Origin of the sequence: Pauljensenia sp. UMB9872 (assembly GCF_030212665.1) — a bacterium.
Taxonomy (GTDB): domain Bacteria; phylum Actinomycetota; class Actinomycetes; order Actinomycetales; family Actinomycetaceae; genus Pauljensenia; species Pauljensenia turicensis_B.
Genome location: NZ_JASOER010000016.1, coordinates 1 through 25,982, shown reverse-complemented (window position 1 = coordinate 25,982; position 25,982 = coordinate 1). Strand labels below are relative to the sequence as shown.

23 protein-coding genes and 1 tRNA gene are annotated in these 25,982 nt (G+C 56.9%); 17 read left to right on the top strand and 7 right to left on the bottom strand.

Features of this window, described 5'->3' with window-relative positions; genetic code table 11:
* Nucleotides 1-9: 9 nt before the first annotated feature.
* On the bottom strand, nucleotides 10-774 hold the full coding sequence (locus QP109_RS07260) for a hypothetical protein (RefSeq protein WP_285024146.1): 765 nt from the start codon (nucleotides 772-774) through the stop codon (nucleotides 10-12).
* 221 nt (nucleotides 775-995) lie between these two features.
* Here QP109_RS07260 and QP109_RS07255 point away from each other — a divergent pair, with 221 nt between their 5' ends.
* Genes QP109_RS07255 through QP109_RS07245 form a run of 3 tightly spaced genes read left to right on the top strand, consistent with a single transcriptional unit; the run spans nucleotide 996 to nucleotide 5,958 of the window.
* Nucleotides 996-1,292 (top strand): WhiB family transcriptional regulator, encoded by a 297-nt coding sequence (locus QP109_RS07255; protein WP_006681336.1) that lies wholly within the window; start codon nucleotides 996-998, stop codon nucleotides 1,290-1,292.
* A 14-nt stretch (nucleotides 1,293-1,306) separates the two neighbouring features.
* Nucleotides 1,307-4,549, top strand: a complete 3,243-nt coding sequence (locus QP109_RS07250; protein ID WP_285024145.1) for a glycosyltransferase family 2 protein — start codon at nucleotides 1,307-1,309, stop codon at nucleotides 4,547-4,549.
* Nucleotides 4,546-5,958: a DUF5719 family protein gene (locus QP109_RS07245; RefSeq protein WP_285024144.1), complete on the top strand. Its 1,413-nt coding sequence runs from the start codon at nucleotides 4,546-4,548 to the stop codon at nucleotides 5,956-5,958. Before QP109_RS07250 ends, QP109_RS07245 begins: the two co-directional genes overlap by 4 nt.
* 97 nt (nucleotides 5,959-6,055) lie before the next feature.
* Here QP109_RS07245 and QP109_RS07240 read toward each other — a convergent pair whose 3' ends face one another.
* Nucleotides 6,056-6,475, bottom strand: a complete 420-nt coding sequence (locus QP109_RS07240) for a metallopeptidase family protein (RefSeq protein ID WP_243381071.1) — start codon at nucleotides 6,473-6,475, stop codon at nucleotides 6,056-6,058.
* 76 nt (nucleotides 6,476-6,551) lie between these two features.
* Between QP109_RS07240 and QP109_RS07235 the strand changes: the two genes are divergently transcribed.
* On the top strand, nucleotides 6,552-7,061 hold the full coding sequence (locus QP109_RS07235) for a DUF3499 domain-containing protein (protein WP_285024143.1): 510 nt from the start codon (nucleotides 6,552-6,554) through the stop codon (nucleotides 7,059-7,061).
* A 19-nt stretch (nucleotides 7,062-7,080) separates the two neighbouring features.
* Here QP109_RS07235 and QP109_RS07230 read toward each other — a convergent pair whose 3' ends face one another.
* Nucleotides 7,081-8,259, bottom strand: coding sequence for a DUF7847 domain-containing protein (locus QP109_RS07230; RefSeq protein ID WP_285024142.1), 1,179 nt, complete (start codon nucleotides 8,257-8,259; stop codon nucleotides 7,081-7,083).
* Between the two features lie 154 nt (nucleotides 8,260-8,413).
* On the opposite strand from QP109_RS07230, the gene mtrA reads away from it, so the two are divergent.
* The 4 genes from mtrA to hpf all read left to right on the top strand — a co-directional run bounded on the left by mtrA (nucleotide 8,414) and on the right by hpf (nucleotide 14,231).
* Nucleotides 8,414-9,094: an MtrAB system response regulator MtrA gene (mtrA, locus tag QP109_RS07225; protein ID WP_195224742.1), complete on the top strand. Its 681-nt coding sequence runs from the start codon at nucleotides 8,414-8,416 to the stop codon at nucleotides 9,092-9,094.
* Nucleotides 9,075-10,823, top strand: coding sequence for an MtrAB system histidine kinase MtrB (mtrB, locus tag QP109_RS07220; protein ID WP_285024141.1), 1,749 nt, complete (start codon nucleotides 9,075-9,077; stop codon nucleotides 10,821-10,823). The genes mtrA and mtrB overlap by 20 nt, the downstream gene beginning before the upstream one ends.
* Nucleotides 10,820-12,526: an LpqB family beta-propeller domain-containing protein gene (locus tag QP109_RS07215; RefSeq protein ID WP_285024140.1), complete on the top strand. Its 1,707-nt coding sequence runs from the start codon at nucleotides 10,820-10,822 to the stop codon at nucleotides 12,524-12,526. Before mtrB ends, QP109_RS07215 begins: the two co-directional genes overlap by 4 nt.
* A 1,057-nt stretch (nucleotides 12,527-13,583) precedes the next feature.
* The gene (gene hpf, locus QP109_RS07210) at nucleotides 13,584-14,231 is read left to right on the top strand and encodes a ribosome hibernation-promoting factor, HPF/YfiA family (RefSeq protein ID WP_101627504.1); all 648 of its coding nucleotides are present in this window, start codon (nucleotides 13,584-13,586) and stop codon (nucleotides 14,229-14,231) included.
* A gap of 86 nt (nucleotides 14,232-14,317) precedes the next feature.
* On the opposite strand, the gene QP109_RS07205 is transcribed toward hpf, so the two are convergent.
* Complete coding sequence (locus QP109_RS07205) at nucleotides 14,318-15,052, bottom strand: IclR family transcriptional regulator (RefSeq protein WP_101627503.1); 735 nt, start codon at nucleotides 15,050-15,052, stop codon at nucleotides 14,318-14,320.
* Nucleotides 15,053-15,213: 161 nt separating this feature from the next.
* On the opposite strand from QP109_RS07205, the gene leuC reads away from it, so the two are divergent.
* The 5 genes from leuC (at nucleotide 15,214) to QP109_RS07180 (ending at nucleotide 20,630) form a co-directional block, all read left to right on the top strand.
* On the top strand, nucleotides 15,214-16,614 hold the full coding sequence (gene leuC / locus QP109_RS07200) for a 3-isopropylmalate dehydratase large subunit (RefSeq protein ID WP_285024139.1): 1,401 nt from the start codon (nucleotides 15,214-15,216) through the stop codon (nucleotides 16,612-16,614).
* A gap of 24 nt (nucleotides 16,615-16,638) precedes the next feature.
* Nucleotides 16,639-17,298 carry a 3-isopropylmalate dehydratase small subunit gene (gene leuD, locus QP109_RS07195; RefSeq protein WP_285024138.1) on the top strand — a complete coding sequence of 220 codons (660 nt, stop codon included), beginning with the start codon at nucleotides 16,639-16,641 and terminating at the stop codon, nucleotides 17,296-17,298.
* A 160-nt stretch (nucleotides 17,299-17,458) separates the two neighbouring features.
* Nucleotides 17,459-18,781: a UDP-N-acetylglucosamine 1-carboxyvinyltransferase gene (gene murA / locus QP109_RS07190; RefSeq protein WP_285024137.1), complete on the top strand. Its 1,323-nt coding sequence runs from the start codon at nucleotides 17,459-17,461 to the stop codon at nucleotides 18,779-18,781.
* A gap of 8 nt (nucleotides 18,782-18,789) precedes the next feature.
* Nucleotides 18,790-19,731 (top strand): diacylglycerol/lipid kinase family protein, encoded by a 942-nt coding sequence (locus tag QP109_RS07185; protein ID WP_285024136.1) that lies wholly within the window; start codon nucleotides 18,790-18,792, stop codon nucleotides 19,729-19,731.
* A 128-nt stretch (nucleotides 19,732-19,859) separates the two neighbouring features.
* Nucleotides 19,860-20,630, top strand: coding sequence for a lysophospholipid acyltransferase family protein (locus QP109_RS07180; protein WP_285024135.1), 771 nt, complete (start codon nucleotides 19,860-19,862; stop codon nucleotides 20,628-20,630).
* Nucleotides 20,631-20,695: 65 nt separating this feature from the next.
* Here the strand turns inward: QP109_RS07180 and QP109_RS07175 are convergent, their stop codons facing one another.
* A complete protein-coding gene (locus QP109_RS07175) occupies nucleotides 20,696-21,340 on the bottom strand; it encodes an AMIN-like domain-containing (lipo)protein (protein ID WP_285024133.1) in 645 nt (214 codons plus the stop codon).
* Between the two features lie 50 nt (nucleotides 21,341-21,390).
* Between QP109_RS07175 and QP109_RS07170 the strand changes: the two genes are divergently transcribed.
* From QP109_RS07170 to QP109_RS07155, 4 genes are all read left to right on the top strand, one after another.
* Complete coding sequence (locus QP109_RS07170) at nucleotides 21,391-22,422, top strand: NAD(P)H-dependent glycerol-3-phosphate dehydrogenase (protein WP_285024132.1); 1,032 nt, start codon at nucleotides 21,391-21,393, stop codon at nucleotides 22,420-22,422.
* A gap of 139 nt (nucleotides 22,423-22,561) precedes the next feature.
* Nucleotides 22,562-23,698 (top strand): D-alanine--D-alanine ligase family protein, encoded by a 1,137-nt coding sequence (locus QP109_RS07165; protein ID WP_285024131.1) that lies wholly within the window; start codon nucleotides 22,562-22,564, stop codon nucleotides 23,696-23,698.
* Between the two features lie 212 nt (nucleotides 23,699-23,910).
* Entirely contained in the window at nucleotides 23,911-24,828 is a 918-nt protein-coding gene (locus QP109_RS07160; protein WP_285024163.1) for an ATP-grasp domain-containing protein, read from the top strand.
* Between the two features lie 236 nt (nucleotides 24,829-25,064).
* A tRNA-His gene (locus QP109_RS07155) sits at nucleotides 25,065-25,137 on the top strand.
* 125 nt (nucleotides 25,138-25,262) lie between these two features.
* Here QP109_RS07155 and QP109_RS07150 read toward each other — a convergent pair.
* Together QP109_RS07150 and QP109_RS09415 are read right to left on the bottom strand one after the other, a co-directional pair.
* A complete protein-coding gene (locus QP109_RS07150) occupies nucleotides 25,263-25,481 on the bottom strand; it encodes a hypothetical protein (RefSeq protein WP_285024130.1) in 219 nt (72 codons plus the stop codon).
* A 143-nt stretch (nucleotides 25,482-25,624) separates the two neighbouring features.
* Nucleotides 25,625-25,982, bottom strand: a 358-nt coding sequence (locus QP109_RS09415) for a transposase (RefSeq protein WP_502929287.1), incomplete at its 5' end; no start/stop codon positions are given.

Genomic DNA, 25,982 nt, shown 5'->3' with positions numbered 1-25,982 from the left:
CGGTCGCGTTCAGTGCGCGCCGTCGTGAAGGAGCGATGCGCCTTCTGATTCAGCGATTCGTTGTGCCTCTTGCTCGGAATACAGTTTCGGATCAATAAGTACGAGGCTGCGCCCACTTAACCAGTGCGTGACTGCGATGGGGGCGCAATGATCCAGCTGATAAAGGGCAATGCGTTGCGATTCAGAAGACGCGGTGTCTGCTGGAAGCAGATGGGTGATGCCGCACGCTTCTTCAACGGATGCGGGGGCCAGCTGTGGAATGGGTACTTCGAGTGCGTCGCTTTGAGCGCCGACCTCTGAGAGCGCATCGAGCACTCCATCAGGCAGGGGTTCTCCATTCCACGAGAATGCGAGGTAGTTGCTTGGTTGGGCTAACACCCACGCGCCGCGCTTCAGCGCGTCGCGTGAGGCCTCGTCGACCGAATCTGTCACGAGGATGTCGGAAACACCTAGCGTTGCTGGATCACTGCAGAGGTTCAATCCCATAGCAAGCGCGGGAACGCTCCACACGAGCTTCTGCCATGGGCCTACGGCGAGGCACAGTGCTTGGCGCGTCTCATCGTTGGAGTTAGAAGGGACGGCCGAAGGAGTTTCGAAGCCAAAGGGGTCGTCAAACAGGTTTGGAGCAAGGTCGCTTCCCAGAAGATTGGCGACCTTCGCGAACCAGCGGGCAATGACCGGCCCGTTGAGCTCAACGCGTTCTTGCGAATAGATCGTCATCTGCGGGGATGGGCGTGTTGCCAGAAGCGAAATGAGCTGCGGGAAAGTGGTCATAAGTGGAATCGTAGTGGACAGATGTTCTCCAAGCTCATCAAATAACAATGCCGGATTCCTGCCGAAAACCCGCGTGAGGCGCACAAATACTGGCTAACCACAAAAGTTCACTCCTCGCAACTGGCAGGCAAGGATTTCTCAATTACTCCCTCGGGCTTGACTTATGAAGATGACACGCGTGTAATTCTTATATTGATGTAAAACTGCAAGGAGATATTCACGTGTGGAACATTCTCGGTGACGGACCGATTTCTTGGTCTGAAGCACTCGATGCTGACTTCTACGCGTCGATTGACGGCCCTCTTGCATGGCAGGAGCACGCACTCTGCGCGCAGACTGACCCGGAAGCATTCTTCCCCGAAAAGGGCGGGTCAACACGCGAAGCAAAAGCTGTCTGCCAGTCCTGCGAAGTTCGTGAAGAATGCTTGCAGTACGCTCTCGAACACGACGAGCGATTCGGTATTTGGGGCGGGCTGTCAGAGCGTGAACGCCGTCGTATGCGTCGCCTCGCTATCTGAAAGATGACTCTCCAGTGAGCTCCTCTCTCGTAGCTCTCGTTGTTGCTCACGAGGCCACGGAAACCCTCAGCGACGTCCTCGTTGCCGTTCAAGCCCAGACAATGAAGCCTGGTGCAACCTATGTCATCGACTGTTCTCCAGCGTCAGACACTGAAATTGCTGGGCTCATTGGTCGCATCGCTCCCAAGGCTCACAGAATCAGCGCGCCCCGCGCTAAGAACATTTCGCAGGCCCTCAACCAGGCGTTCGCCGATAAAGACGCTGCTCTGAACACCTATGCGTGGGCGTGGGTCCTTCACTCCGATTCCATTCCTGAACCAGACTGCTTGAATGCCCTCTGGGCAAATGCAGACCGCTCACGCACCATCGGTGCCGTCGGTCCAAAACAAATGTGCTCCGACGGGTCCCACATCATTGAATGCGGTATTCAGGCAACGTCCACCGCGCGTCGAGCTGATGGAATTCTCCGTGGCGAAATCGACCAAGGACAATACGACTCAACCTCTGATGTCCTAGGCATCGGCACCGCTGGAATGCTCGTCTCCACCGTTGCTTGGAACGCAGTGGGAGGACTTGACACTGCTCTTGGTCCGTTCGGAGAAGGCCTCGATTTCTCCCGCCGGTTGCACCTTGCCGGCTATCGCGTTGTTGTAGCGCCCAAAGCGAAGGTTCGCCACCTTCGTACCTCGTACATTCCTCCAGCACTGCTGGCGCTCAGCGAAAACACTGAAGAGTCGTTAGACGACCAGCCTGCAACGGCGAGTGACGATGCCAGCGTTCTCGACCTGTTCAACCAGCCTGCCTCCATTCCCACCCGCGTCCCTCACGATATGAGTTTTGTTCAGCGTCGCTTTGCTCAGCTTTATAACTGGGCAAAGGGCGTGCGAGCCTTCACTTTGCCGTTCTTGGCGCTCTGGCTTGCCTTCTGGTCGCCCGCACGTGCTTTTGGGCGCTTAGTTACTGGTCGCAGTGAACTGTTCTGGCCTGAATTGCGGGCATGGTTGCGTCTGATTGCGATAACCCCGCACCTGCTCTTAGCGCGTCACCGTGCAGCACGTAGCCGTATCGTTCCCGTCAAGGTGCTTCGCGAGCTGTACGCAAGCAGTCGGCAGGTGCGTGACAGTGCGCGCAGACGACGCCAGGCAATCGGTCAAGACAAAGACGAAGACCAGCTGGTTACCACATCGCGCGCTCAGTATCGTTCGCGCTCACGCGCAGCTTTCGCCACCATCATGTTCGTCGCGATCGCTCTCAGCGTGGCCTTCTGGTGGGGACGCACCTCGTCAGTGAGCGGTGGCGCGTGGCGTACTCTCCCTTCGTCGTGGAGCGATCTTTGGGACGCAGCATGGGCTTCGTGGATCCCCGGTGGTGATGGTATGGCCGGCCCTAACGATCCGCTGTTGATTCCCTTCGCACTTATTACGTGGCCTTTCTCTTTTGCCGGCATCGAACCGACTACCGTTATCGGCATCATTGCGATGTTCACCGGGCCACTTGCCTGCCTGAGCGCATGGCGTCTGACCGGTCGTCTGACTCAGTCCATCGCAGTGCGTGCCCTGGGATCGCTCGCATGGGCATTCCTTCCGTCCCTCAGCCTTGCCGCCTCGCAGGGGCGTATCGGACCGGCACTCTTCCACGTCCTACTTCCCCTTGCCGTTGACCAATGGTTCCGCGTTGTCATTGCGCCAGAGCCTCTGCGAATTGCCGGTGCGCAAGGAATCGTGGAACTGGCTAGGTCGGAACGAACCGGCGCGTTAGCGCGCTTTGCGTTGACCTCGGCTTTCCTTGTTGCAGCGCTTCCTTCCGTGCTTCTTGCAGTGCTCTTCGCACTGATTGTGGCTACCGCAACCCGACGCCTACCGTGGGTTCGCGCTCTGCTCGCTCTTCTTCCTTCTCTTGCCCTTGTCGCTCCGCTCTACGCTTTCGCCTTGACCAGTCCCGGAGGCTGGCGAGCCCTGCTGGACGCCTCGGGCGGAACCTTTGCTTCCACGAGTGCGCCCTCGTGGTTCACGATGCTCGGATTGGGAAGCGTGGCCTCGTCGATTCTTGAAATGAGCATCTGGGTCACGCCGTCGGCATTCTTAATCATCGGGGGAGTGGCATGCTCCTTCGCAGTCATGACCACGTCGAAGCTTGGCGCGCACCGTCGCAACCGCGTCGTCCCACTGATCGTGTTCACCAGTGCACTGATTCTTGCGTCGACACCCTTCGCCTCCAGACTCGATGCAGGTCTGAGCGGAGCAACCACGACAACTATCTGGACCGGCACCTACTTCTCGCTTGGCGCGGTCGGCATGCTTGTTGCCATTGCACTTTCGTCCTCTCACGCCAAGACATGGGACGCCAAAGCACCGTTCTGGCTGAAACTCGTCGCTTTCATCGGCACAATCGGAATCGTCGCCGGTGGGGTGCTTCCTGCTTTCACTCACATTCGTGCGCTTGGCGCTGACGGCGACTTGACGCAAACTCAACGCTTGACTTCAGACCACGTCGTCGCCAACCCGAATGCGATCGCGGCAGTATCCAAGCAGGCGCAAATGTCCGAAACTGCAGGACGCGTCCTTGTCCTGGACGCAGACGCAACATTCTTCGTCATTGACGCCAACGTATGGCGCGCAAACGGGCCGTCATTCACCGACTCAACAGCGCTTACCCGCGCGATCGCCTACCACGAGGCCACCGCGGGTGTGCCATCTGACGCGGCAACAGCAGACCTTCAAACGCTGGTGCTCACGCTCGTTTCCTATCCTGACGCCTCTACAGTCCAGGCAATCGGTGAACACGGAATCGATTCGATTCTGGTGCGCTCTGACTGCGTACAAGTCCAGCAGTTCGTGCAAGCACTGGCATCTGCCCCCGACATTGAACGCGTTGGCGAAACCGATGCGGGATACCTGTGGCGTATCCGCCCGCAAGGCCGTACCCCTGCTCGGGTGACACTGAATGCGAACGGCACTGTCGCCAGCCTCGACTCCGGCTTGCTTGATGCGCGTGGAACGGTTGAAAACACCGGAACGAATGCGACAGTGCAACTGGCAGAGCGCGCGCATTCGGGCTGGAAAGCAACAGTGAACGGAACCGAGCTCACCCCGCAGCTGGCTTCCAACGGCTGGGCGCAAGCATTTAGTGGGGTTACCGACGGAGAGCTTCACGTGTGGCATCAAAGCTGGTGGCAACTCCCGTGGATGATCGCATCACTGGTGGCTCTAGGATTCGCGTTCTTGGCTGGTATACCGTGGAGGAAGCGTCGCTCATGACTAAACGCATGAACAAACCGGTCGCACTGCTCGCTTCCCTTGGTGCGCTTGCACTCTTGGGGGGTGCGGGTAGCGCTACAACGTTCCTGTCCGGTGAAGAACCCACGACGATCGAAACACCCGTCATCACGGCAGCCCCGTCCTCGGTGACGCTTGCATGTCCACCGGGAATCATTGACCCATTCGCGTCGACTCCTGCCACCACGACTACAGGACACATCTGGTCGACTCTTGCCCCTACAAACGGTGATGAACTGGCCCGATCGATCACTACCTCAGGGGCGCCAAATGAAGAACTCAGCGTTCCTACAGGTGTTGTCATCACTGGCCAAGGCGGCGGAGAACTACTGGGATTATCAGCCACGGGCTGCTCACTTCCCAGCGGTGATCAATGGATTCTTACCGGCTCGACGTATGCGGGTAATGACGTTGTTCTTGCTCTGGCCAACCCCAGCGCAACCCCAGCAACCGTTTCCGTGACCGGCTACGGGCCAATCGGATTGTTGGACGATGCTCCGCACACGCTCACCGTGCCCGCTGGGAAAACGATCACCGTCGTGCCCTCGGGCTGGTACCCCGACGAAGAGAGAATCGCCCTGCATATTGAGTCCGATTCGGCGGGCGTCTCCGCGTGGGCTCAAACTTCCCGATTGGACGGCGAAATTCCCGCTGGTGCCACATGGAGTGCGTCCACGAAACCTGCGACACAAGCAGTGTTCTCGGGTCTTGGTGGAGAAACAGCATCAACTCTCCGCATCGGTGTCCCCGGGGAAGACCCCGCGTCGATTCAGGTCACCTTGATCGGCGAGGACGGATCAAAGGTTGTCGAAGGAACAGAACTGGAAATTGATGCCCAAACCGTTTTGGATATTCCACTGACGGGTATCGCATCAACCGCCAGTGGCATTATGGTCACTTCCAATGCGCCGGTCGTCAGTGCCCTTGAACAATCGTGGGATGGCGGAAAGTGGGCGCAGACGGATCAGACGTGGACGATCCTGTCGAATATCGCCACTGCGAACGCTATCTCGAAGGCAGATGTTCCAGGGCTAACAACCCTGAGTGATCTGGTAACAAAGGAACTGAGTGCCACGCCTCTGCGCGCAACGTCTCTGGAAAGTAACTCCGGTGTGAGCGACGTGATTGCGCAGATGGTACTGGTGAATCCTCTCACGGATGCGTCCTCAGACGCTACGGTCAGCGTTGCTGGTCAAGAAGTCCAAGTTCCTGCGGGCACATCCACCGTCGTTGATCTTCCTAGAGATAACGGCAAGGTTACGTCTGATCAGCCGATTTACGCCTCCATCGTTGTCAGCGCAACAACTCCGAATGGTGTTGTGCACGCAACGTGGAATGTCGGCACCGGAGGGTTGGCAACGCAACAAGCGAGGGTCCACGTCGGCCCCTGACGACGTCCCGGCTGGCAGTGTGTTTTCAACTAGGTAAGGCACGCATATTAGCCGACGCGCTGACAACGTGTTCGGCTGGCAGTGTGTCTTCAACTGGTCAACGCAGGTATTCGTCTAATTCATCCGGCGGAATCGCCAAGATGTGCGAGATCCTGTCGACCAGAATCTGACGCGTAATCTTCACGACGTCCTGATCGCCAGTGCGAAGAACGATCGGAAGCCGATAGATGACAATTCTGTCTCGAAGACCTCGCCTGCGATCAGCGTGGAAAATGCGCGCAAGTACTTCCGCGTGAGATTCCCACGGAGCTGGATTTGACGGAGGAACATCCTCGGTAGCGAATTCGATTGTTGCTACTTCGGGCCAGCGTCGAGTGAGTTCTACGATGTGCGCGCCGATCATTTCATCGAAGGCTTCGCGCCTGGTTCGCCATGCGGGTGTTCCCGGGAAAAAGACGGGACCTCTGCCACCACGACCATGAGGATCGCGACGAGGATGACGAATTCGACTACGCACCCCACAACATTAACGTGCTTCGCCTTAGCCAGAGTGCCAACGCCCCGAATGGGTAATCCTGGCGTAGTCTATGGGGGTGATTTCGGCTCGTCTTTGTTCTAAGCCAGGATGCTCGCGTCCGGCAGTTGCCACGTTGACCTATGACTATGCGGACGCTACGGCTGTCCTCGGCCCACTGTCAACGTATGCGCAACCCAACGCGTATGACATGTGCGAAGACCACGCGAACCGCTTTAATCCGCCTCAGGACTGGCAGCTCATCCGACTTGTCACCCACTTTGATCCGGTTCCGCCTTCGGGCGACGATCTGCTTGCCCTTGTGGACGCGGTTCGCCAGGCTGCCAAGACGCCTACCCCGTCATCCGAAGCATCGCAAGCTGGAGGTCCTTTGCGTTCGTCCGCCTCTCAGACAACGGATTCGCCATCGCGCAGTTCCAGGCCGCGAACCTACGAGGCCCGCGAACGAGGTCCGTTTACGTCCCAAGATCCTGATACTTCAAGCCCTCTTGACCCGCAGTCTCCGTATGCGAAACGCAGGGCTCAGTTCACGGTTATTTCTGATTCTGACGCTCCGCACTCACACTAAACGGATGCGCTCAGCAGGATCAGTGACGAATCTGCTCCATCAACGTGTAGGCGAAGTTTTCTTTTCGGATACGTTCGTCGACGTACATCAACGCGATGTATACCTGCGAAAGAGGCATGACAAGCATCTGCACGATTGTGGATGCTACTGTCGCCAACGGAATTGTGGTCAGATACATCTGCGGATCGGCACTGATGGTGAACGAATTGAATTCGGTACTGATGTTGAACGCAGTGAATGTGGAGAGAACTCCGGAGAAAACACCTCCGACCGCGCCCATCACCATTGCAATCAGGATGGTGCGTCCAAGAGTCTTGAACGCTACGCCTTGTGTGAGCGTCCACGAGCGCTTCAACGCTTTAAACGGGGAGAGGTTTTCTACCGCGCACACCGTTTGGGCAAAAGTGAACCGAACCTGGAAGAATAAGCACACAAGGAATGTCGTGATCGCTCCGACTGAGCCGAAGAGCAAGAAAACCGCCATCACCTGAGTGTGGCTACGGTAGGTGACATAGTCTGCCACGCCTAGGCCGACCAGCAAGAATATGCCGAACGTAACGCTGGCGATCAGGGTGAATAGGAATGCCCAGAGAATGCTTAAACCGATCATGGCAAGCAGTCTGGACTTAAAGCGGTTGAAGGCGTCTTTCGCGGATAGCTTCTTACCGATGATCGCGTCAGCCGTACCGTGTGGAACCACGATTGCTGGGAACAAACCAGCTAGACCCAGCAGAATCAGAACGAAGGGAGTAGTGCGGAGCGCTATCGTCATCCCGATTGTCGACAGGTCATCGGTCGATATGGGAGCGTCTAAATCAACAAGCGACGTGAAATCCGGTAACGCGAAATAGATCGTGACGAGCGTAAGGATCCCAGCAACAATCGTGACGATTCCGGGAAGAATGAACAAGACGAACGGGTTTTTTGAAAGAGCTTCGAACGTTCCAGAAAACAGATCACCCACGCCCAGTGGGCGCAGGGGGACAATTCCGGGCTGAACTGGGGAGTGAGAACCGGGCGACACTGGCGTGGAGTTCATTGCCTGAATGGGAGGCTGATTGAAGCCCTGAGTGGACGAAGGATCCTGAGAGGCAAACACAGTGGCATTGTCTTGCGGTTGGGACTGTGGAGTGTTCGGAGAATCCGGTTCTCCCCATGAACCCACTTGGGGGTGGCGGAAGTCGTTTGAATCAGTCATGACAGTTCCTTGGAGGTCACTTTAATCAATGAAGATGAAAAAAGTATGGCATGAGACGATAAAAAGATAAGGAAAAGGGTAGTGAAAAGGGATAACGTTGAACCATTTGGCGAGTCGAGTCACAAAAACCGTTCGATCGTGACACGATCATGATATGACTTCGCGAATCCTAGTAGTTGACGATGACGTCGCCCTTGCAGAGATGATTGGCATCGTATTAGAAGCCGAAGGATTTGCTATCGCCACCTGCCCAGATGGAAGCGGAGCGCTCGCAGCTTTCCACGCGTCGAATCCTGATTTGATCCTCTTGGATCTCATGTTGCCCGGTATCGACGGAATTGAAGTCTGTCGACAGATTCGTCTGGAGTCGGATGTTCCGATTGTCATGCTGACCGCTCGCACGGATACGTCAGATGTTGTGGCTGGTCTTGAAGCAGGTGCGGACGACTATGTGGCAAAGCCGTTTAAGCCGAAGGAGCTTGTTGCTCGAATTCGTGCACGTTTGCGTGGGCATGACGACTCAGGTGATGAAAAGCTGTCGATTAATGATGTTGACATTGATGTTCCTGGGCACGAAGTCACGCGTGGGGGCGAAGTAGTTTCGCTGACCCCGCTTGAATTTGATCTTCTTGTCGCGCTGGCGCGAGCTCCGTGGAAGGTGTTTAGTCGAGAAGAACTTCTTGAGCAGGTGTGGGGGTACCGCCATGCAGCGGACACGCGTCTTGTGAATGTTCATATCCAGCGTCTGCGTTCGAAGATCGAACGCGATCCGGAAAAGCCTGAAGTTGTTATCACGGTGAGGGGAGTCGGATACCGTGCCGGCGCAGGCGCCTGACCGCAGCCCGGCAAGCGACACTGACTCGGAGCTCGTTCAAGACGACGCGGTGGCTTCAACCAGCGATGTCGCCAGCTCGCCTGACACGCCTGGCCAAAAGTATCCGCGGCTGAAGAAGTGGGTTCAGAACCTTCGTTCACGTGTGCGTAAGTGGACGAACTCGCGCGTCTACACAGCCGTCTATCGCTCTGGGCCTGCTCGCGCGGTCCGCGCCTCGCTATCGCTTCGTTCGGCTTTAGCGATCACGGTTGCAGCCCTCGGAGTGATCACTGTTTTCGGACTGCTCGTGTCTGCTGAGTTGAAAGATACCGCATTTGAGTCGCGTCGAACTCAGATCCTCGAAGACGCAGCCCTGCGTTTTACCAGCGCCCAGGTTGTTTTCGACCAGTCGACGGCTTCAACTCCCGATCAGGTTCAGGAAGCTGCCCGTCAGGTTGTTCAGAACATTCGGGCATCTGCCGGTGGTGCGGGTGCTGTTTCTGTTGTTCTCTTGCGTTCTCAGACCTCGACATCGACGTTTCGTATCAACCAGATCGTGGACACGGATGTTGATGCGTTGATCGATACTGAAATGCGCGATGCCGTGCGAAACGGGGGGCAGGCTCAATGGAAGTCTGTTGCCATCCCAGCCAACGGCGATGACGTGGATCCGGGAATTCTTGTCGGAACGACGGTGCGTCTTCCTCGAGCAGGAACGCATGAACTGTACATCGTCTATTCTCTTGCCTCCGATCAGCGCCAAGTGAATATGGTGATGCGTGTCCTTTTGGTCGCCGCCATTCCCTTGATGATTGCTCTGCCAGTTGGCGCGTTTTGGATGCTATTCCAGTTGCTCCGTCCCGTTCGTAAAACGGCAGATGCGGCGAAGAAACTTGCTGCCGGTGATCTGGACGTTCGTCTTGACGTGAAGGGCAGTGACGAAATGGCTCAGCTGTCGGGGGCCTTCAACCTGATGGCTGAATCCTTGCAATTAAAGATCGAAGAATACGACGAGCTCTCACAGCTTCAGCAACGCTTCGTTTCCGATGTGTCCCATGAACTTCGAACGCCTTTGACGACAATCAAGATGGCGGATTCAGTCATCTGGGATAACCGGGATGCCCTGCCCGCTCTGGCGAAACGATCAGCTGAACTTCTTCACGATCAGACAGATCGAATGGATTCACTGTTTACCGATCTGCTTGAGATCTCACGCTACGATGCTCGCTCAGCCGATCTTGAAGCTGAAATGACGGACCTGAAGACGGTTGTTGCCAGGGTTATTGAAGCTAATACTGAGCTGGCATATCGGCTGGGTGTGCCCGTTGCACTTCACGCGGGTGAAGAACGGTGCGCGGCCCCGATTGATGTGCGTCGCATCGAGCGCGTTCTACGCAATCTTCTCGTGAATGCTCTTGAATTCGCTGAAGGAACTCCGGTTGATATTACGGTCGCTCAGAGTCAAACAGACGTTGCTGTCAGAGTGCGCGACCATGGCACCGGTATGAGTGAGGAAACAGCCTCCCACGTTTTTGACCGCTTCTTCCGCGCGGATTCTTCGCGTAAACGCACAACGGGTGGTACCGGGTTGGGCCTGTCCATTTCTGCAGAGGACGTGGCGCTTCACGGGGGCACTTTGGCTGCGACAGGAAAGATTGGCGAAGGAGCCTCGTTCGTGATGACCCTGCCGAAGGCGGCGGGTGGGACCGTAGTGTCGACTCCTCTTGAATTGTGGGAGGAAGCCATATGATGAGGTTTGCCCTCAAGCGACGAGGTGCGTCCGGATTATTGTCCGGAATTCTGATGTTTGGCCTTGCCGGCTGCATTGCTTTGCCTCTGGCATCGGATCCAGCGCCCTTTGAGGTGTCTGTTCCTGACGTTGATCCCGTTGAGTTTGCTGCTGATGGGCCTTTGAAGAATTCTGATCCGCAGACGTTGATTTCTGATTTTCTTCTTGCAAGCGCTGCGGGAACGAATGATGATTTTGCGACTGCGCGCTTGTTTTTAACGGCTGCTTCTCAGCAGACGTGGGCGCCAGATGATGAGGCTCTGGTCTATGACACTGCTTCGTCGCCGTCGATTTCAGTTAAAGGTGATGAGGGATCGGGGACGTTAACAGCAACGGTGACTGTTCCCGCTGTCGCGTCAGTGAACAGTGAAGGCGTGATGACGCGGAGCGAAGACTCCATGATCTCGTCGACGTTCAACCTGGTTCAAGAGGGCGGGCAGTGGCGCATCGATTCCCCCGAAGATGCGTTCATCGTTTCTCAAACGGCGTTCAGTGCTGCCTATGAACAAGCGAACCTCTATTTCCCGGCGACGACCGGGGATGCCTTGGTTGCTGATCCTCGTTGGTATCCTTCGCGTCGCCTTGCCTCGCATCTACTCTCGGGTCTGATCGCTGGGCCGAGCCAAACGATCGAAGCAGCGGTCACGAATGCGATTCCCGGTGGAACGACGTTCCCGGCTCAGGGTGTTGAAATCAGTGATCAGATCGCGAAAGTGGATCTGAGCGCCCCCACGGTTGGCGAGGGAACCCCGCGTCAGCTTCTTGCGTGGGAGGTGACGGAAACCCTCCTTCAGGATTCGCAGGTTTCCGCAGTGGATCTGAGTCTTTCCGGGGCTTCTCTTGAAGGGATCGAGATTCCATCGTTGCCTACCTATTCGTTGGATACGCGAATTGCTCTGCAGGCAGGTCGCATTGGATCGCTGGCGGGCTCCACTCTGACACCGTTCGACTTGCCGATTTCTCCTGCGTCTTCCGCGTCGTATCCGGCGATGTCGCCGATTAACCGCGATGTTGTGGCATGGCGCGAAGGGAATTCACTGGTCGTGTCCGCCTCGGGTGCTCAAGGCGCGCATTCGTCGGTGGACGTGGGGTCGGGGAACGAGGCCGGGGCTCCCTCGATTGACCGCTTCGGCTGGGTCTGGTCGCCCGCTTCAACAAGCGGACCGATCATTGCAACGACTCCCGACGGCCAGGTTGGAAGTGTTCCCATAAATGAAACAGGTGTTGTGAGCGTGTTCCGCGTTGCCATTTCCCCCGATGGCGCGCGAGCTCTTGTTTTGTCTGGAACTCCGTCGAACGCGACCGCTTGGATGTTCGCGGTTGCGCGAGATAGTAGCGGTGTGCCGCTAGGCCTTGAAGACGGTCAGGCGATTCTCGGTATTCACGGGCAGATTACTGATCTTTCGTGGGCTGGTTCGTCGTCCTATGTGGTTGTTCGTTCAGCTGAATCATCGGCTGATAGTGGCGACATGGAACTCGATGAAGTTGCGATTGGTGGCTTTGTTTCCCAGTCCGAGGTTCCAGATCAGCCCTTAGCAGTTAGTGCTGGTCAGACGACGACGAATGTGTGTGTGAAGGCCCGTTCGGGTAGCGTCACGTGTCGAACGGGTGCTTTATGGCAGGCTATGCCCGCAGCTTTCGCCGACGTGCGATTCCCCGGCTAGAGTGCCTATCTGATTCATTTTCAGTTTCGTTTCCACGTCAAAGTGAAGAATTGTTCAACACCGTAGCAAATTGAGGCGGGTTATCCACAGAATGCAGATTCCCCGTTCGCCCTCCTTGACCCAGAGGCGCACGATGGAGAAATGGAGTTACTTCAGCGTTTACGCATCGCGGTTGTGTCCCTGCTGTCAATACTGATGCCTACTCAATGTGCGGGTTGTATGATCTGGGATCACGTCGTGTGTCCGCGTTGTCGTAGTATCGCGCTTCGATCCGCTCGATTAGAGCGGATCGGCCTCGTGACTTTAGGGGAGAGCGAAACGGGAATGCCATGCGCACCCTGTGATAATGACGGAAGTGGCGCCACCGTGCCGATGGCGTTTATCGGAAGGTATGACGGCGAGTTGAGGAACATCATCATCGCCTCTAAACATTCGCCGACCTTTCGTGGCGACGACTTCTTATATGACGCGGGCGCAAGTGTGGGGCGTCGTCTTGCCACTGCGCTTCCAGGCAAAGACCCTTGGTGGGTGATTCCTGCGCCGTCGAGCTGGAAACGAGTGCTTCACGGTAAGAATGTGACCGGCGCTTTTGCCCGGGGTGTTGCGTTGGGGCTTGCGCAGGTCAGTGGACGACCAGCGCGGGTGGTTGGTGCTGTTCGTTTGCGGTTTGGCGTGCGCTCTCAAGCGGGTCGTGGGAGACGAGGTCGCCGTCTCGATCGAGTCGGATCCATGCGCCGGCGGCTTCATATTCCCGCCAATGTGGCGGTAGTGATTGTTGATGATGTGTTGACAACAGGAGCGACATGCCGTGAGGTGGCGCGCACTGTTGGACGGGTTGACGCGGTCGGCGTGTGTGCCCGAGTTTAACCTTTCTATGACGCAAGTCACGTAAAAGAGGTATGATGGGCACATAACCGATAGAGCAAAGATGACCCGAAGAATGGCGTCTTTGCCCAGCGACTGGGGGTGATAGCTACGACCACCGTCCGATGCGATGAGGCAATCGGACATTCAACCCCGCGAGCAACGAAGCTCGCCAACTTCCCATGGAGGAAAAATGGACATCACTGTCGTCGCACGCAATGCGGAAATCCACCCGAACTTCCGTGAGTACGTCGAAGAGAAAGTCTCGAAGATTACCCTGTTCTACCCGCGCGCTCAGCGCGTCGACGTGGAACTGACACACGAACGTAATCCTCGCCAAGCAGATACCGCCGAGCGAATTGAGCTCACGGTCTATGGCAAGGGCCCAATCATTCGAGCAGAAGCAGAATCCGGCGACCGCTACGCAGCTGTAGATATTGCGGCCGGTAAACTCTTCGAACGTCTCCGTCGCTTGCGTGACCGCGCCAAGGATCATCGTCGTCGCTACTCTCACGAGATGGATGAGGTTGAGTTCCTCGAAGAACCCGCCCCGGTTGAAGACACCATCGAAGAGGCCGCTCCGCTCAAGCTTCGCTCTGCGGAAGACCTCAAGGTTGGTGAAGCGCGCGAAGAGCAGCTTGGCGATACTCCGATCCTGGTTCGTCAAAAGGTTCACGAAGCCGAACCGATGACGGTTGATGAAGCACTCAACCAGATGGAAATGGTTGGCCACCCGTTCTTCCTGTTCATCGACAAGGAAACGAAGCAACCGTGCGTCGTCTACCACCGACACGGTTGGACCTACGGTGTCCTGCGTCTGAACACGACAATGGACTGCTGACGACTCAATAGTCAAAAGTGTGAGCCCCAAGAGTTTTCTTGGGACTCACACTTTTATGCGTTGGAGGTTAAAGGCGGAAGAGGAGGTTAGAGCTCGCCGTCTTCGACACTACGCAGGAAGTCAGACAGGCGGTTTGCCGCTGCGACGACGGACGGGCCGTGCTGACGGCCGGGCTGGCGACCCATGCGCTCAATCGGACCGGAAATTGACAGGGCGGCGAGGACTCGACCCGAGGGGCCTCGTACCGGAGCGGAAACTGACGCGACTCCCGGCTCGCGTTCGCCGACAGACTGTGCCCACCCGCGACGACGAACCTGAGAGAGCATCGTCGCGTTGAAGGAGGCTCCGTAAAGACCACGGTGCAGGCGGTCGGGTTCTTCCCATGCAAGCAGAACCTGTGCTGCGCTACCGGCGGACATTGACAGAGTTGCGCCAACCGGGATGGAGTCGCGCAGACCCATCTCACGTTCGGATGCGGCAACGCAGACACGGTAGTCGCCTTGGCGACGGAAGATCTGTGAGGATTCCTTCGTATGATCACGAAGAGCCTTCAGGACGGGCATAGACGCTGCAAGAAGACGGTCTTCGCCTGCAGACGAAGCGAGTTCTTGGAGGCGGGGACCGAGAACAAAACGTCCCTGCATGTCGCGAGCAACCATGCGGTGGTACTCAAGGGCAACCGCCAGACGGTGCGCGGTGGGTCGGGCCAAACCTGTCGCGGAGACGAGTTGAGCCAAGGTAGCCGGTCCGGCTTCAAGTGCGCCGAGAACGAGTGCTGCCTTGTCAAGAACTCCGACTCCACTAGTCGTTGAATCCTCCATATTCAAAAGTTTGCCATCTCAACCAATGAGACTGCAACTCTTCGCATACTGAAACGGCAGACGATGAACAAGGAAACAGCAAGCGAATAAGCCACTCGGTGACCGTTTGCCTGTAAGTAAGCGCTGTTCAGGACTATTTTGAACGCACACAAGGGGGAAACATGACCGGCACAATGGCCGAAAAGGTCTGGCAAGACCATATTGTGAAAAAGGGCGAAGGTGGCGCCCCTGACCTTCTTTACATTGACCTCCACCTTGTTCACGAAGTGACCAGTCCCCAGGCTTTCGAAGGGCTGCGCTTGGCAGGGCGAAAGGTTCGTCGTCCCGATCAGACGATCGCCACCGAGGATCACAACACCCCGACCCTCGATATCGACCTGCCGATCGCTGACGAGACCAGTCGTACTCAGATTCACACTCTGCGTTCGAACGCTGAAGAGTTCGGTATTCGTCTGCACTCGCTGGGTGATGCCGATCAGGGCATCGTTCATGTTGTCGGCCCGCAGCTGGGTATCACTCAGCCAGGTATGACGATTGTCTGCGGTGACTCGCACACCTCGACGCACGGTGCATTCGGCGCACTCGCATTCGGTATCGGTACCAGCCAGGTTGAACACGTTTTGGCAACCCAGACCCTGCCACTGGCTCCGTTCAAGACCATGGCAATCACCGTCAACGGTTCCTTGCCTGCAGGGTCGACTGCGAAGGATATCATCCTCGCTGTCATCGCAAAGATCGGCACAGGCGGTGGCCAGGGCTACGTTCTGGAATATCGAGGCCAAGCAATCCGCGAGCTGTCGATGGAAGGCCGCATGACGATCTGCAACATGTCGATTGAAGCGGGCGCCCGCGCCGGCATGGTTGCTCCCGACGAAACTACCTTCGAATACATCAAGGGACGTCCGCACGCTCCCGAAGGGGAAGAGTGGGACCGCGCAGTCGAATACTGGAAGACTCTGCGTTCCGACGATGATGCCGTCTTCGATAACGAGGTCATCCTCGAAGCAGCCGACATTGAACCATTCGTCACCTGGGGCACAAACCCCGGTCAGGGCGTCCCGCTCTCAGCCACCGTCCCGAATCCGGATGACTTCACCGATGAGACTGGCAAAATGGCAGCCCAGCGTGCGCTTGAATACATGGGACTTGAGGCGGGCACTCCGATGCGTGAAATCCCGATTGATACCGTCTTCCTCGGCTCGTGCACGAACGGTCGTATCGAGGACCTGCGTGCAGCGGCAGCCGTCATCAAGGGCCGTAAGAAGGCAGACAGCCTGCGCATGCTGGTCGTGCCCGGCTCTGCTCGCGTTCGCCTGCAGGCTGAAGCTGAAGGACTGGACAAGATCTTCACTGACTTCGGCGCCGAATGGCGTAATGCTGGTTGCTCGATGTGCCTGGCAATGAACCCCGACAAGCTGAAAGAAGGGGAGCGTTCAGCATCCACCTCGAACCGTAACTTCGAAGGTCGCCAGGGTAAGGGTGGTCGCACCCACCTGGTTTCCCCGCTGGTTGCCGCTGCAACCGCGGTTCGAGGCGCCCTGTCCAGCCCTGCTGATCTGTAAGAAACGAAGAAGGAGATAACACTCATGGAGAAGTTCACGACCCATACCGGTGTTGGTGTTCCGCTTCGTCGCTCGAACGTCGATACTGACCAGATCATTCCCGCCGTCTACTTGAAGCGCATTACTCGCACCGGCTTCGAAGACGCTCTCTTCGCTGCTTGGCGTAACGATCCCGAGTTCATTTTGAATCAGGATGCGTACCGCTCTGGCTCCGTTCTGATTGCCGGCTCCGACTTCGGTACCGGTTCGTCGCGTGAACACGCGGTGTGGGCGCTGAAGGACTACGGTTTTCGTGTCATCCTGTCCACCAAATTTGCCGATATTTTCCGAGGTAACGCGGGCAAGCAGGGTCTTGTTGCTGGCGTGATCTCTCAAGAAGACTGCGAGTCCCTGTGGAAGGTCCTCGAAAATGAGCCGGGCATCGAAGTCACTGTCTCGCTTGAAAATAAGACTGTGACCGCCGGTCCGGTCACCGCGTCCTTCCAGATTGATGACTACGTGCGCTGGTGCCTGATGGAGGGTCTCGACGATATTGCTTTGACTCTCCGCGACGAAGACGCAATCGACGCCTACGAAGCCAACCGTCCTTCTTTCAAGCCGAAGACGCTTCCCGCGAAGTATCTTCCGAAGGAAGATGTCATTCCTGCTCGTCCTGTTGGGCTGGGAATGCCGTCCGTTCGCTGAACTAGTTCGGATCACTAAATAATTCGAAACTAGGTTTCATCTGCTGTTTGTCGTGCCGTGAGTGAATCTGTGGGAGATGTGACTTTCCTTTGCAGACGCTCATGGCACGTCGTGCTTTAAAGTTGAGACGGACTATTCATCTTTTTGAGGAGCCTGATTCATGCCCTCCGTGCTTCGCGTTGAAGGCGGTCACCCGCTAACCGGTGAAATCACTGTTCGTGGTGCCAAGAACTTCGTTCCCAAAGCGATGGTTGCGTCGCTTCTTGGTGATTCTTCATCACAGCTGTCGAACGTGCCGTTGATTCGCGACGTTGATGTTGTGTCGGACCTGTTGCGCCTTCACGGCGTGACCGTTGATTTTGACCAAACAACCGGTGTGATGACGCTGGACCCGACGAACGTTCAGGTTGCGTCGCGCTCTGACATCGATTCCCTCGGCGGGGCTTCGCGCATCCCGATTCTGTTCTGCGGTCCGTTGTTGCACCAGCTCGGTGAAGCCTTCATCCCGGAACTGGGTGGGTGCAACATCGGTGGTCGCCCCATTGACTTCCACCTTGAAGGCCTGCGCAAGTTTGGCGCGAACGTCGATAAGCGTGTTGACGGCGTTCACATCACAAAGCCGGCAGAGGGCTTGCACGGTGCGGTTATTGAGCTTCCATTCCCTTCAGTCGGTGCCACCGAGCAGACCCTTTTAACCGCTGTTCGTGCTGAAGGTATTACCACCTTGAAGGGGGCGGCGATCGAGCCTGAGATCATGGATCTCATTAACGTCCTGCAGAAGATGGGTGCCATCATCTCGGTCGATACGGACCGCACGATCCGCATCGAAGGCGTGCCCACGCTGAAGGGCTACCGCCATACCGCACTTCCTGATCGTATTGAGGCTGCATCATGGGGCGCCGCTGCGCTGGCAACCCGCGGTGATATTTATGTCCGTGGCGCACACCAGCCCGACATGACGACCTTCCTTAACACTTTCCGCAAGGTTGGTGGAGCGTTCAACATCGACTCTGACGGCATCCGCTTCTATCATCCCGGTGGTGAACTGAAGTCGATTGCCCTTGAAACGGCCGTACACCCGGGCTTTATGACCGACTGGCAACAGCCTCTTGTCGTTGCTTTGACTCAGGCTGAAGGCCTGTCCATCGTTCACGAAACCGTCTATGAGAACCGATTTGGGTTCACGAAGGCCCTGCGTAAGATGGGCGCAAATATTCAGGTCTACCGCGAGTGCTTAGGCGGAACACCGTGCCGTTTCGGCCAACGTAACTTCTTCCACTCCGCTGTTATTTCCGGCCCCACTCCGCTGCATAGTGCGGACATCGAGGTTCCTGATCTGCGCGGTGGCTTCTCGCATCTGATTGCTGCGCTTGCCGCTCAGGGAACGTCTACGGTTGCTGGTATTGACGTGATTGCTCGAGGCTATGAGCACTTTACGACGAAGCTGCACCAGCTGGATGCTCGCGTCGACTACGTGAAGTAAGCGAATCAATGACTGCGCACACTACGGCGAAGAGGCGAACAATCCATCTGCTGATTTCTTCTATGTCAGCCGGTGGTCGTTCAGTGAACGTCGGTCCCGAAGTTGTCCGCATTTTGCGTGGCGGTGGTTGGGCGGTCCGAGTCAGCGTCACCAGAGCGTCGGATGATCCTTGTCAGATTGCGTCTGCAACAACCGAGGATGTGATTGGTGCCCTGGGTGGTGACGGTTTCATTTCGGCGATCGCACGAGGCGCCCACGAAGCTGGCACGTTGTTCGCGCCGATTCCTGGCGGACGCGGCAATGATCTTTGTCGAGCTCTTGGGATCAGCCCCGATGCGTCAGCTCGCGCGAAACAGTTGGCAGAACTGGGTTTTGTAAATGAAGAAAGCGATGAGCTATTTGCTTCGCGAATCCGCCCGATGGATGGAATGTGGGTGACCACCCCAGACGGAACCGTTCATTCCCTGGTTTTGGGCCTAGTCTCTTTGGGCTTGGATGCGACTGCGAATCTTTTGGCGAACGAGTCAATGTTTACGTCCGGTCCTATCGCATACGGCTATGGAGCGTTCGCTGCTCTTACAACCCATCGTCCTTCCCCCATTACGCTGAAGATTGATGGGCAAGAGCGCGAGCTTACTGGGTGGATCACGTCCGTTTCTAACTCTGGACGATTCGGTGGTGGCATTCGCCTTGTTCCTCAGTCCGATATGACGGACGGGGTCATGGAACTGTGCCATGTTGAAGATATCCCGTTGTTGAAGGCTCTTCCGATTGTGGCGAAGGTTGTGGGTGGCCGCTCGCAAGGGCATGAGGTCATTCATGTGGAGCCGGCCTCGTCGATTGAAATTACCCAGCCCGTTGGCATGGTTGCCATGGCGGACGGCGACAAGGTGGCTGAGATTCCCTTCACCGTGACTTCGGCACCGCACATCGTCGACGTTCTGGTCTGAGGAGGGTAGTCGGCGTAAGGTGTGGCGGATCTCCTGGCCGCATTCGCCGACCTGAGACGCAAAGGTGCAGGTGGACAACACCCTGACATTCCGCGGTGAGTGCCTGTTTTAACGTTAGACTTCAATCCATGAGCACGAAGATCACTGGCTTCTATCGCTTCGCCCAAAACGTCCTGCGTCCGATTATGACACCGTGGGTGAAGATTGATACGCAGGGGACCGAAAACATCCCGGAAAACGGCCCGTATTTGCTGGTTGTGAACCATTTGTCAGCCGTTGATCCGCTGAGCCTCTGCTGGTTCTACATGAAGCGCAAGACGAAGATTCGTTTTCTGGCGAAGAAGTCGATGTTCTCTGTGCCGGTGATGGGAACGATTTTTGCGGGTATGGGGCTGATCCCCGTTGACCGCGAAGTGAATCCCGCTCAGTCTTTGGAAGCTGCCACTAAGGCTCTGAAAGACGGCGATATTGTCGCTATCTGGCCGGAAGGCACATTCACTCAAGACCCCGATCAATGGCCGATGTCGTTCAAGACGGGTGCTGCGCGCCTGGCGTTGGACACCGGTGTGCCGGTGATTCCGATTGCCCAGTGGGGGGCTCAATTCGTCAAGGGCCCGTACTCGTCGAAGATTGATTTTCGCCCTGGGCGCAAGATTCGCTACCAGATCATGCCTCCCGTTGACCTGTCGGATCTGATGAGCGAACAGGGGTCAGATAATCACGAGGCAGTCAAAGAAGCGACTTCGCGCATGCACACTGCACTGACCAAGGGAGTGGCACAACTGCGCGGTCTTGAACCTCCGACTCGTATGTGGCAGGCGAAGACAAAGGCCGGCCCGTGGTGGGAAAAAGAAGGTAAGAAGCTCGAAGAGAAGAAGGCGAAGAAGGCAGGCAAATAGGCTGGGGGAGACAGGCTCTCCCGAGGCTCTCGCTCTGCTTGCTTTTTCTGGATTAGCTCTGCTTGCTATTTCTGGATGTCGATTACTGCTCGAAGCGGATTTGTCAGGAAGCCGAGCTGGAAATTCCTAGCGTGATCCATACCGATCACGATGTGGGTCGAATCTTCAAAGGTTCCGTCTTCGCGTACGTCCAAGGGGCCAACCTGCAGGTTTCGTGGCCCCTGATAGTACTGCTCGAGTTGCCCGTCCATGATCGGCATTGATGTTCCGGTCAGGACGAAATCAAGATAGGCGACGCCCTCCACGTCCAATTCCTGTCCGCGTCCCTGTTCGACCGGCTTGTCGGCCCACGATTGGTAGTAGCCCAGGGTGGCCTCGCCGGTAAATTCAACGACAACGCGATAGAAAGTGTCGTGTTCGCCAACACGCATATCGTGGAAGATTGCGGGGGTTTTTCCGGGTTTAGATGGGGTGTGTTCCAACTCGTTGACCCAAGCGTCGCCATTAATTGGCTGCGGGCCGCGTTCTTGCTCGTCGGGGGCAGATTCTGGGGCGGCATTACCCGACTGGCCTGACTGGCCAGATTGTGAGGGCATCGGTTGTGGTGTCGATTCATCACTCATAGTGTTGTCGGCTTGAGGTGCGCATGCGCCCAGGATCACACCGCAGGATGCCAACATGGCAACGCCAATCACACGCTTACGAGACATCATTGAATCTTCACCGCCATAATTGTTGAGGTGCTAGTAGGGTCTCACATATGAGTAAGGAACGTGTGTTTACGCGCGCAGCGGTTTTAGGTACCGGCGCTTGGGGCACTACTTTTGCGCAGATTCTTGCGGATGCTGGGCTAAAAGTAACAATGTGGGGTCGTAAAGCTACCACGGTTGACTTCATCAACTCGGGTGAGAACGCGACCTATCTTCCCGGTATTGAACTGTCGGATCAGATCAGTGCGTCGACGTCTATCGAAGAGGTTGTGACCGGCGCTCAACTGATCGTTGTCGCTGTGCCGGTTGCCGGTGTGCGTTCGACTCTGGAGGCTGCGCGCCCATGCTTGAGTGATGATGTTGCGATCGTGTCTCTTGCGAAGGGCTTGGAGCTTGTTAGTCATCTGCGCGTCGACGAGATCATCGAACAAGCCTCGGGACTAGGCCAAGATCGTATTGCTGTCGTTTCCGGGCCGAACCTGTCGCGCGAAATCGCCGAGCATCAGCCGACGGCCACAGTCGTTGCCTCAACGAACCGGCACTTGGCTATCGATATTGCGAAGGCGTGTCACACCTCGTACTTTAGGCCGTATGTCTCGACGGACGTTATTGGCTGTGAAATCGCGGGCGCGACGAAGAACGTCATTGCCGTGGCTATTGGCGCTGCAGAGGGGATGGGGCTTGGGCTCAATACCCGCGCGACTCTCATTACACGAGGTCTTGCTGAGATGACTCGCCTGGGTCAAGCCCTTGGAGGAGACCCCGCAACCTTTGCTGGACTCACCGGTATTGGTGATCTGATGGCAACCTGTTCGTCGCGCCTGTCACGAAACTTCTCGTTGGGCCATCGCATGGGTACGGGATTGAGTTTGGACGAGGCCCTCGCGTTGTCACCTGGCGTTGTTGAAGGCGTGCGTTCTGCCGAGCCGATCCTTGCCGTCGCTGATTCGCTGGGCATCGATATGCCGATCAGCGCAGCCGTTTGGGCTGTTGTCAGCGGTGACGCCACGATCGAACAGATGGGGCAGATGCTCCTCTCACGCCCCCAAAAGATGGATGGCTGGGAGATCTCACTGCTCTGAGATTCCTATTCGCGCCCTTGTTCGGGCGGCGTTCACGCGCAGCGTGAAAATATGTCGAGCGTGGCCGTGGCAATGCGAGTAAACGGGCACACCGCCACCGCGTAGTCGAACGTGCGCGCGGTGGCGATACTCTTAACGCATGACTGAAACTGGAAAGCGTCGCGTCCTCATCGTTTTTGGAGGACGCTCAGGTGAGCACGAGGTTTCGTGCGCAACAGCGGCCGGAATTCTGCGCGCAATTGATCGCGAGAAGTGGGATGTTCTGCCCGTCGGTATTACTCACGATGGGGAATGGGTGCGCGTAGCCGATGACCCTTCGGCGTTGGAATTCAAAGACGGACACGGCCAGAGCGTGACAGCCGGTGCCTCGCGCGTTGTCCTTGCTCCCGGTTCTGGGTCGCTACTTGACGTCACCTACGAAGGCGATCCCTCGGCTTTAGACTCCCACGTTACCGGCGTTGAAGACCTCGGACACGTTGACGTTGTCCTGCCTCTGTTGCATGGCCCCTACGGCGAAGACGGCACCATCCAGGGCCTCTTCGAGATGGCGAACGTCCGCTACGTCGGATGCGGCGTCACCTCCAGCGCAATCTCTATGGATAAGCACCTGACGAAGACCGTGCTTGCCGCAGCCGGAATCGACGTGGGGCAGTGGGAACTCATCACCGCTCTTCAATGGGCAGAAGACCCCAAGGCATGCACCGACCGCGTGAACTCACTCGGATACCCTGTGTTCGTGAAGCCCTGTCGCGCAGGCTCCTCCATCGGTATCACCAAAGTCGATTCCGCGGGCGAGCTTGCAGTCGCCATCAAGGAAGCGCAAAACGCTGACCCGCGCGTCATCGTCGAAGCCGGAATCGTTGGACGCGAAATCGAATGCGGCGTCCTCGGATCCGCCACGGGACACCCGCGCACCGCGCCCCTCGGTGAAATCGAGGTCCCCGAAGGCGAGTTCTACGACTACGAACTCAAATACGTCGACACCGAAGCCATCGGCCTAGTATGCCCGGCAAACGTGGCGCCCGAATTCGAAAAGAAGATCCGCGACACGGCTGCCCGCGCGTTCGACGCTTTGGAATGCGAAGGTCTGGCACGCGTCGACTTCTTCCACAATGAAGAAACCGGGTCCGTCATCATCAACGAAGTGAATACCATGCCCGGATTCACGCCGATCTCCATGTTCCCGCAAATGTGGGCAAAAGGAGGACTCGACTACACCAGCTTGATCGACACGCTTCTTGAAGAAGCGCTCGATCGGGAACTCGGATTGCGATAAGTACCGAGCCGATGATGACAACGGGAAGGGGCGTACCCAAATTGGCTACGCCCCTGCCTGATCTTAGGCGGTGTGCCCCGCCCCTGTAGTAGTCAGACGGTTTCCACGTGGAGGCGGCCTCGTCGATGAGCGAACAAACAACCACTGTGGCGTGCGCCGGCTCTCAGGACTTAACTCCCACAAGCGCGCGCCGATTCGGTATCTTTGAAACTATGACGACGAAGCCCAAAGTCACACTGGTGACATCATCAGCAATGCCGAACCTCTACCACGGTGAGGAAGGGCTGCTGGACGCGCTCGCGGAACGCGGATGCGACCCCCAAATTAAAGTCTGGAACGACCCGGACGTGGACTGGAACGAAGCCGGAATGGTCATCGTTCGCTCGGTCAGCGACTACCCGCTGCAACGCGACACCTTCCTCGAATGGACCAAGAAGGTTCCGCGAATCCTGAATCACCCCGACATCCTCGAATGGAACACGCACAAGACCTATCTGCGCTCGCTGGCGAAGCGCGGTCTGCCCACCATTCCCACCACTTGGCTGGAACCTGAGCAGAACCTGTCGAAGCACCAGATCCACACACGATTCCCGGCCTCTGGTGAGTTCATTGTCAAGCCCGCCGTTTCGTCCGGCGTGCGTGATATCGGCCGATACACCACTCTTTCTACCCCGCAGCGTCAAGCCGCCATCGCGCAGGTCCAGCAGTTGCTGGGCGAAGGACGTGCGGTCATGGTTCAGCGCTACCTCGAAGAAATCGACACCAACGGTGAGATCTCGCTGGTGTTCTTCAACGGTCTGGTCTCGCACGCTGTTGTGAAGCGCGCGCAGCTGCACCCCGCATCTGTCACCGACCCGAGCATGCACGAAGCAGTCGTCACCGCTCAGGCAGCCGACTCTGTCGCATGGCAGTGGGGCCAAGAAATCCGTCGTAACCTGCACGCATACGTGAAGGAACGCATCGGACGCGACGAACAGTTCCTGTTCAACCGCGTGGACCTGGTGCCGGACGGTAAGGGCTCGTTCCTAGTCATGGAAGTGTCCTTGGTCGACGCTGACCTGTACCTGGGCGCAACGCCAGATGCCCTCGGAAACTTTGCTGACGCAATCTCGGTGCGTGCGCACTGGTGAGCATCTCGCTTGAGTGAGGACGCCCCGAAGGCCTGGACGGTCTTCGGGGCGTTTTCTTTGGGCGCGCAGGGGGCAGGCATCGAAGAGGAGGAGAGAGGCACGTGGCGCCATGCTTGGTGTGGCTTTGCGGTTGATTGGCGCGACGTGGCGAATGACACGCGCTAGTGCCCAGTACAATTTTCATTTGAGGTGACTTATTTGCTAGAGTTTTCTCCGTTGCGCTAAGCGCTTCAATGGTGGCTGTAGTTCAGTTGGTAGAGCACCTGGTTGTGGTCCAGGACGTCGCGGGTTCGAGTCCCGTCAGCCACCCAGATGAATCCCGGAACCGTGCGGTTCCGGGATTTTGTTTTCGCAAGGAGTTTCCTGCACTGACGAGGGCATAATGGGAGTTAATGGCCAAAATGTGTGTATGGTCTCGGCGTGTCGTGGCTGGTTTATCGTCCTGCCCAGCCTTTGCGGATGTGTAGGGAGCCGTCTTGGTAGGCGGGGTTGTAGTCGATGGCGGTGTCGTAGCCGGTCGGGCCGATTGGGTCGGTGGTGGCTGGGTGTGGGGGTTGTTGGCTGGTGTTGTGGCGGTGATGTGTCAGCCAGGTGATAGGGTCTGCCGGGTCGATAGATTTTTGGTTTAACAGCCATTCGACCGCTGTTTTCATGTGGGGTTCGGATAGGCCGCGGTGGGTGTTTAGTAGGCGTCGGATTGCGGCGTTGATGTCGCCTTCAAGGCGGCTGGTAGTGCGTTGAATATCAAGACCGGTGAATTTCGGGTCGAGCCAGGTAAATAAGTAACCGGACTGGGCTAGGCGTTCAAGACGTTTATAGGCTTTTCGGGCCCGCTTGTGTGTCCACCACCATTTCCTTGATCCTGGCTCGGTAGCGTAGGTTTTCTCGTTAATGTAATCGCGATATACCTGATACCAGTGTTGTAACAGGCTAAGCCACTTTCTGGCGTCTTCGGGGGTTTAACGCCCATCAGCTGGTTTGCTAGTCCCAGTAGTGTCTTACCAGCCGGGCTTTGTGGGTTATGGGTTAGATCAGTGATGGTGTTAGCCCGAATATGGAAAAGACAGCGCTGGATGTGGCTTTGTGGCCAGGTCAAACGTAGTGCTTTGGCGATGCCTGCCCCGCCGTCAGTAAGTACTACCGTCGGGGCGGGT

What these genes read in the sequence shown, in the direction of transcription:
- QP109_RS07260 (WP_285024146.1), bottom strand. Translation starts at nt 774, where the DNA reads ATGACCACTTTCCCGCAGCTCATTTCGCTTCTGGCAACACGCCCATCC.
- QP109_RS07245 (WP_285024144.1), top strand. Translation starts at nt 4,546, where the DNA reads ATGACTAAACGCATGAACAAACCGGTCGCACTGCTCGCTTCCCTTGGT.
- QP109_RS07230 (WP_285024142.1), bottom strand. Translation starts at nt 8,259, where the DNA reads ATGACTGATTCAAACGACTTCCGCCACCCCCAAGTGGGTTCATGGGGA.
- mtrA (WP_195224742.1), top strand. Translation starts at nt 8,414, where the DNA reads ATGACTTCGCGAATCCTAGTAGTTGACGATGACGTCGCCCTTGCAGAG.
- QP109_RS07215 (WP_285024140.1), top strand. Translation starts at nt 10,820, where the DNA reads ATGATGAGGTTTGCCCTCAAGCGACGAGGTGCGTCCGGATTATTGTCC.
- hpf (WP_101627504.1), top strand. Translation starts at nt 13,584, where the DNA reads ATGGACATCACTGTCGTCGCACGCAATGCGGAAATCCACCCGAACTTC.
- QP109_RS07205 (WP_101627503.1), bottom strand. Translation starts at nt 15,052, where the DNA reads ATGGAGGATTCAACGACTAGTGGAGTCGGAGTTCTTGACAAGGCAGCA.
- leuC (WP_285024139.1), top strand. Translation starts at nt 15,214, where the DNA reads ATGACCGGCACAATGGCCGAAAAGGTCTGGCAAGACCATATTGTGAAA.
- leuD (WP_285024138.1), top strand. Translation starts at nt 16,639, where the DNA reads ATGGAGAAGTTCACGACCCATACCGGTGTTGGTGTTCCGCTTCGTCGC.
- murA (WP_285024137.1), top strand. Translation starts at nt 17,459, where the DNA reads ATGCCCTCCGTGCTTCGCGTTGAAGGCGGTCACCCGCTAACCGGTGAA.
- QP109_RS07185 (WP_285024136.1), top strand. Translation starts at nt 18,790, where the DNA reads ATGACTGCGCACACTACGGCGAAGAGGCGAACAATCCATCTGCTGATT.
- QP109_RS07180 (WP_285024135.1), top strand. Translation starts at nt 19,860, where the DNA reads ATGAGCACGAAGATCACTGGCTTCTATCGCTTCGCCCAAAACGTCCTG.
- QP109_RS07175 (WP_285024133.1), bottom strand. Translation starts at nt 21,340, where the DNA reads ATGTCTCGTAAGCGTGTGATTGGCGTTGCCATGTTGGCATCCTGCGGT.
- QP109_RS07170 (WP_285024132.1), top strand. Translation starts at nt 21,391, where the DNA reads ATGAGTAAGGAACGTGTGTTTACGCGCGCAGCGGTTTTAGGTACCGGC.
- QP109_RS07165 (WP_285024131.1), top strand. Translation starts at nt 22,562, where the DNA reads ATGACTGAAACTGGAAAGCGTCGCGTCCTCATCGTTTTTGGAGGACGC.
- QP109_RS07160 (WP_285024163.1), top strand. Translation starts at nt 23,911, where the DNA reads ATGACGACGAAGCCCAAAGTCACACTGGTGACATCATCAGCAATGCCG.
- QP109_RS07150 (WP_285024130.1), bottom strand. Translation starts at nt 25,481, where the DNA reads ATGAAAACAGCGGTCGAATGGCTGTTAAACCAAAAATCTATCGACCCG.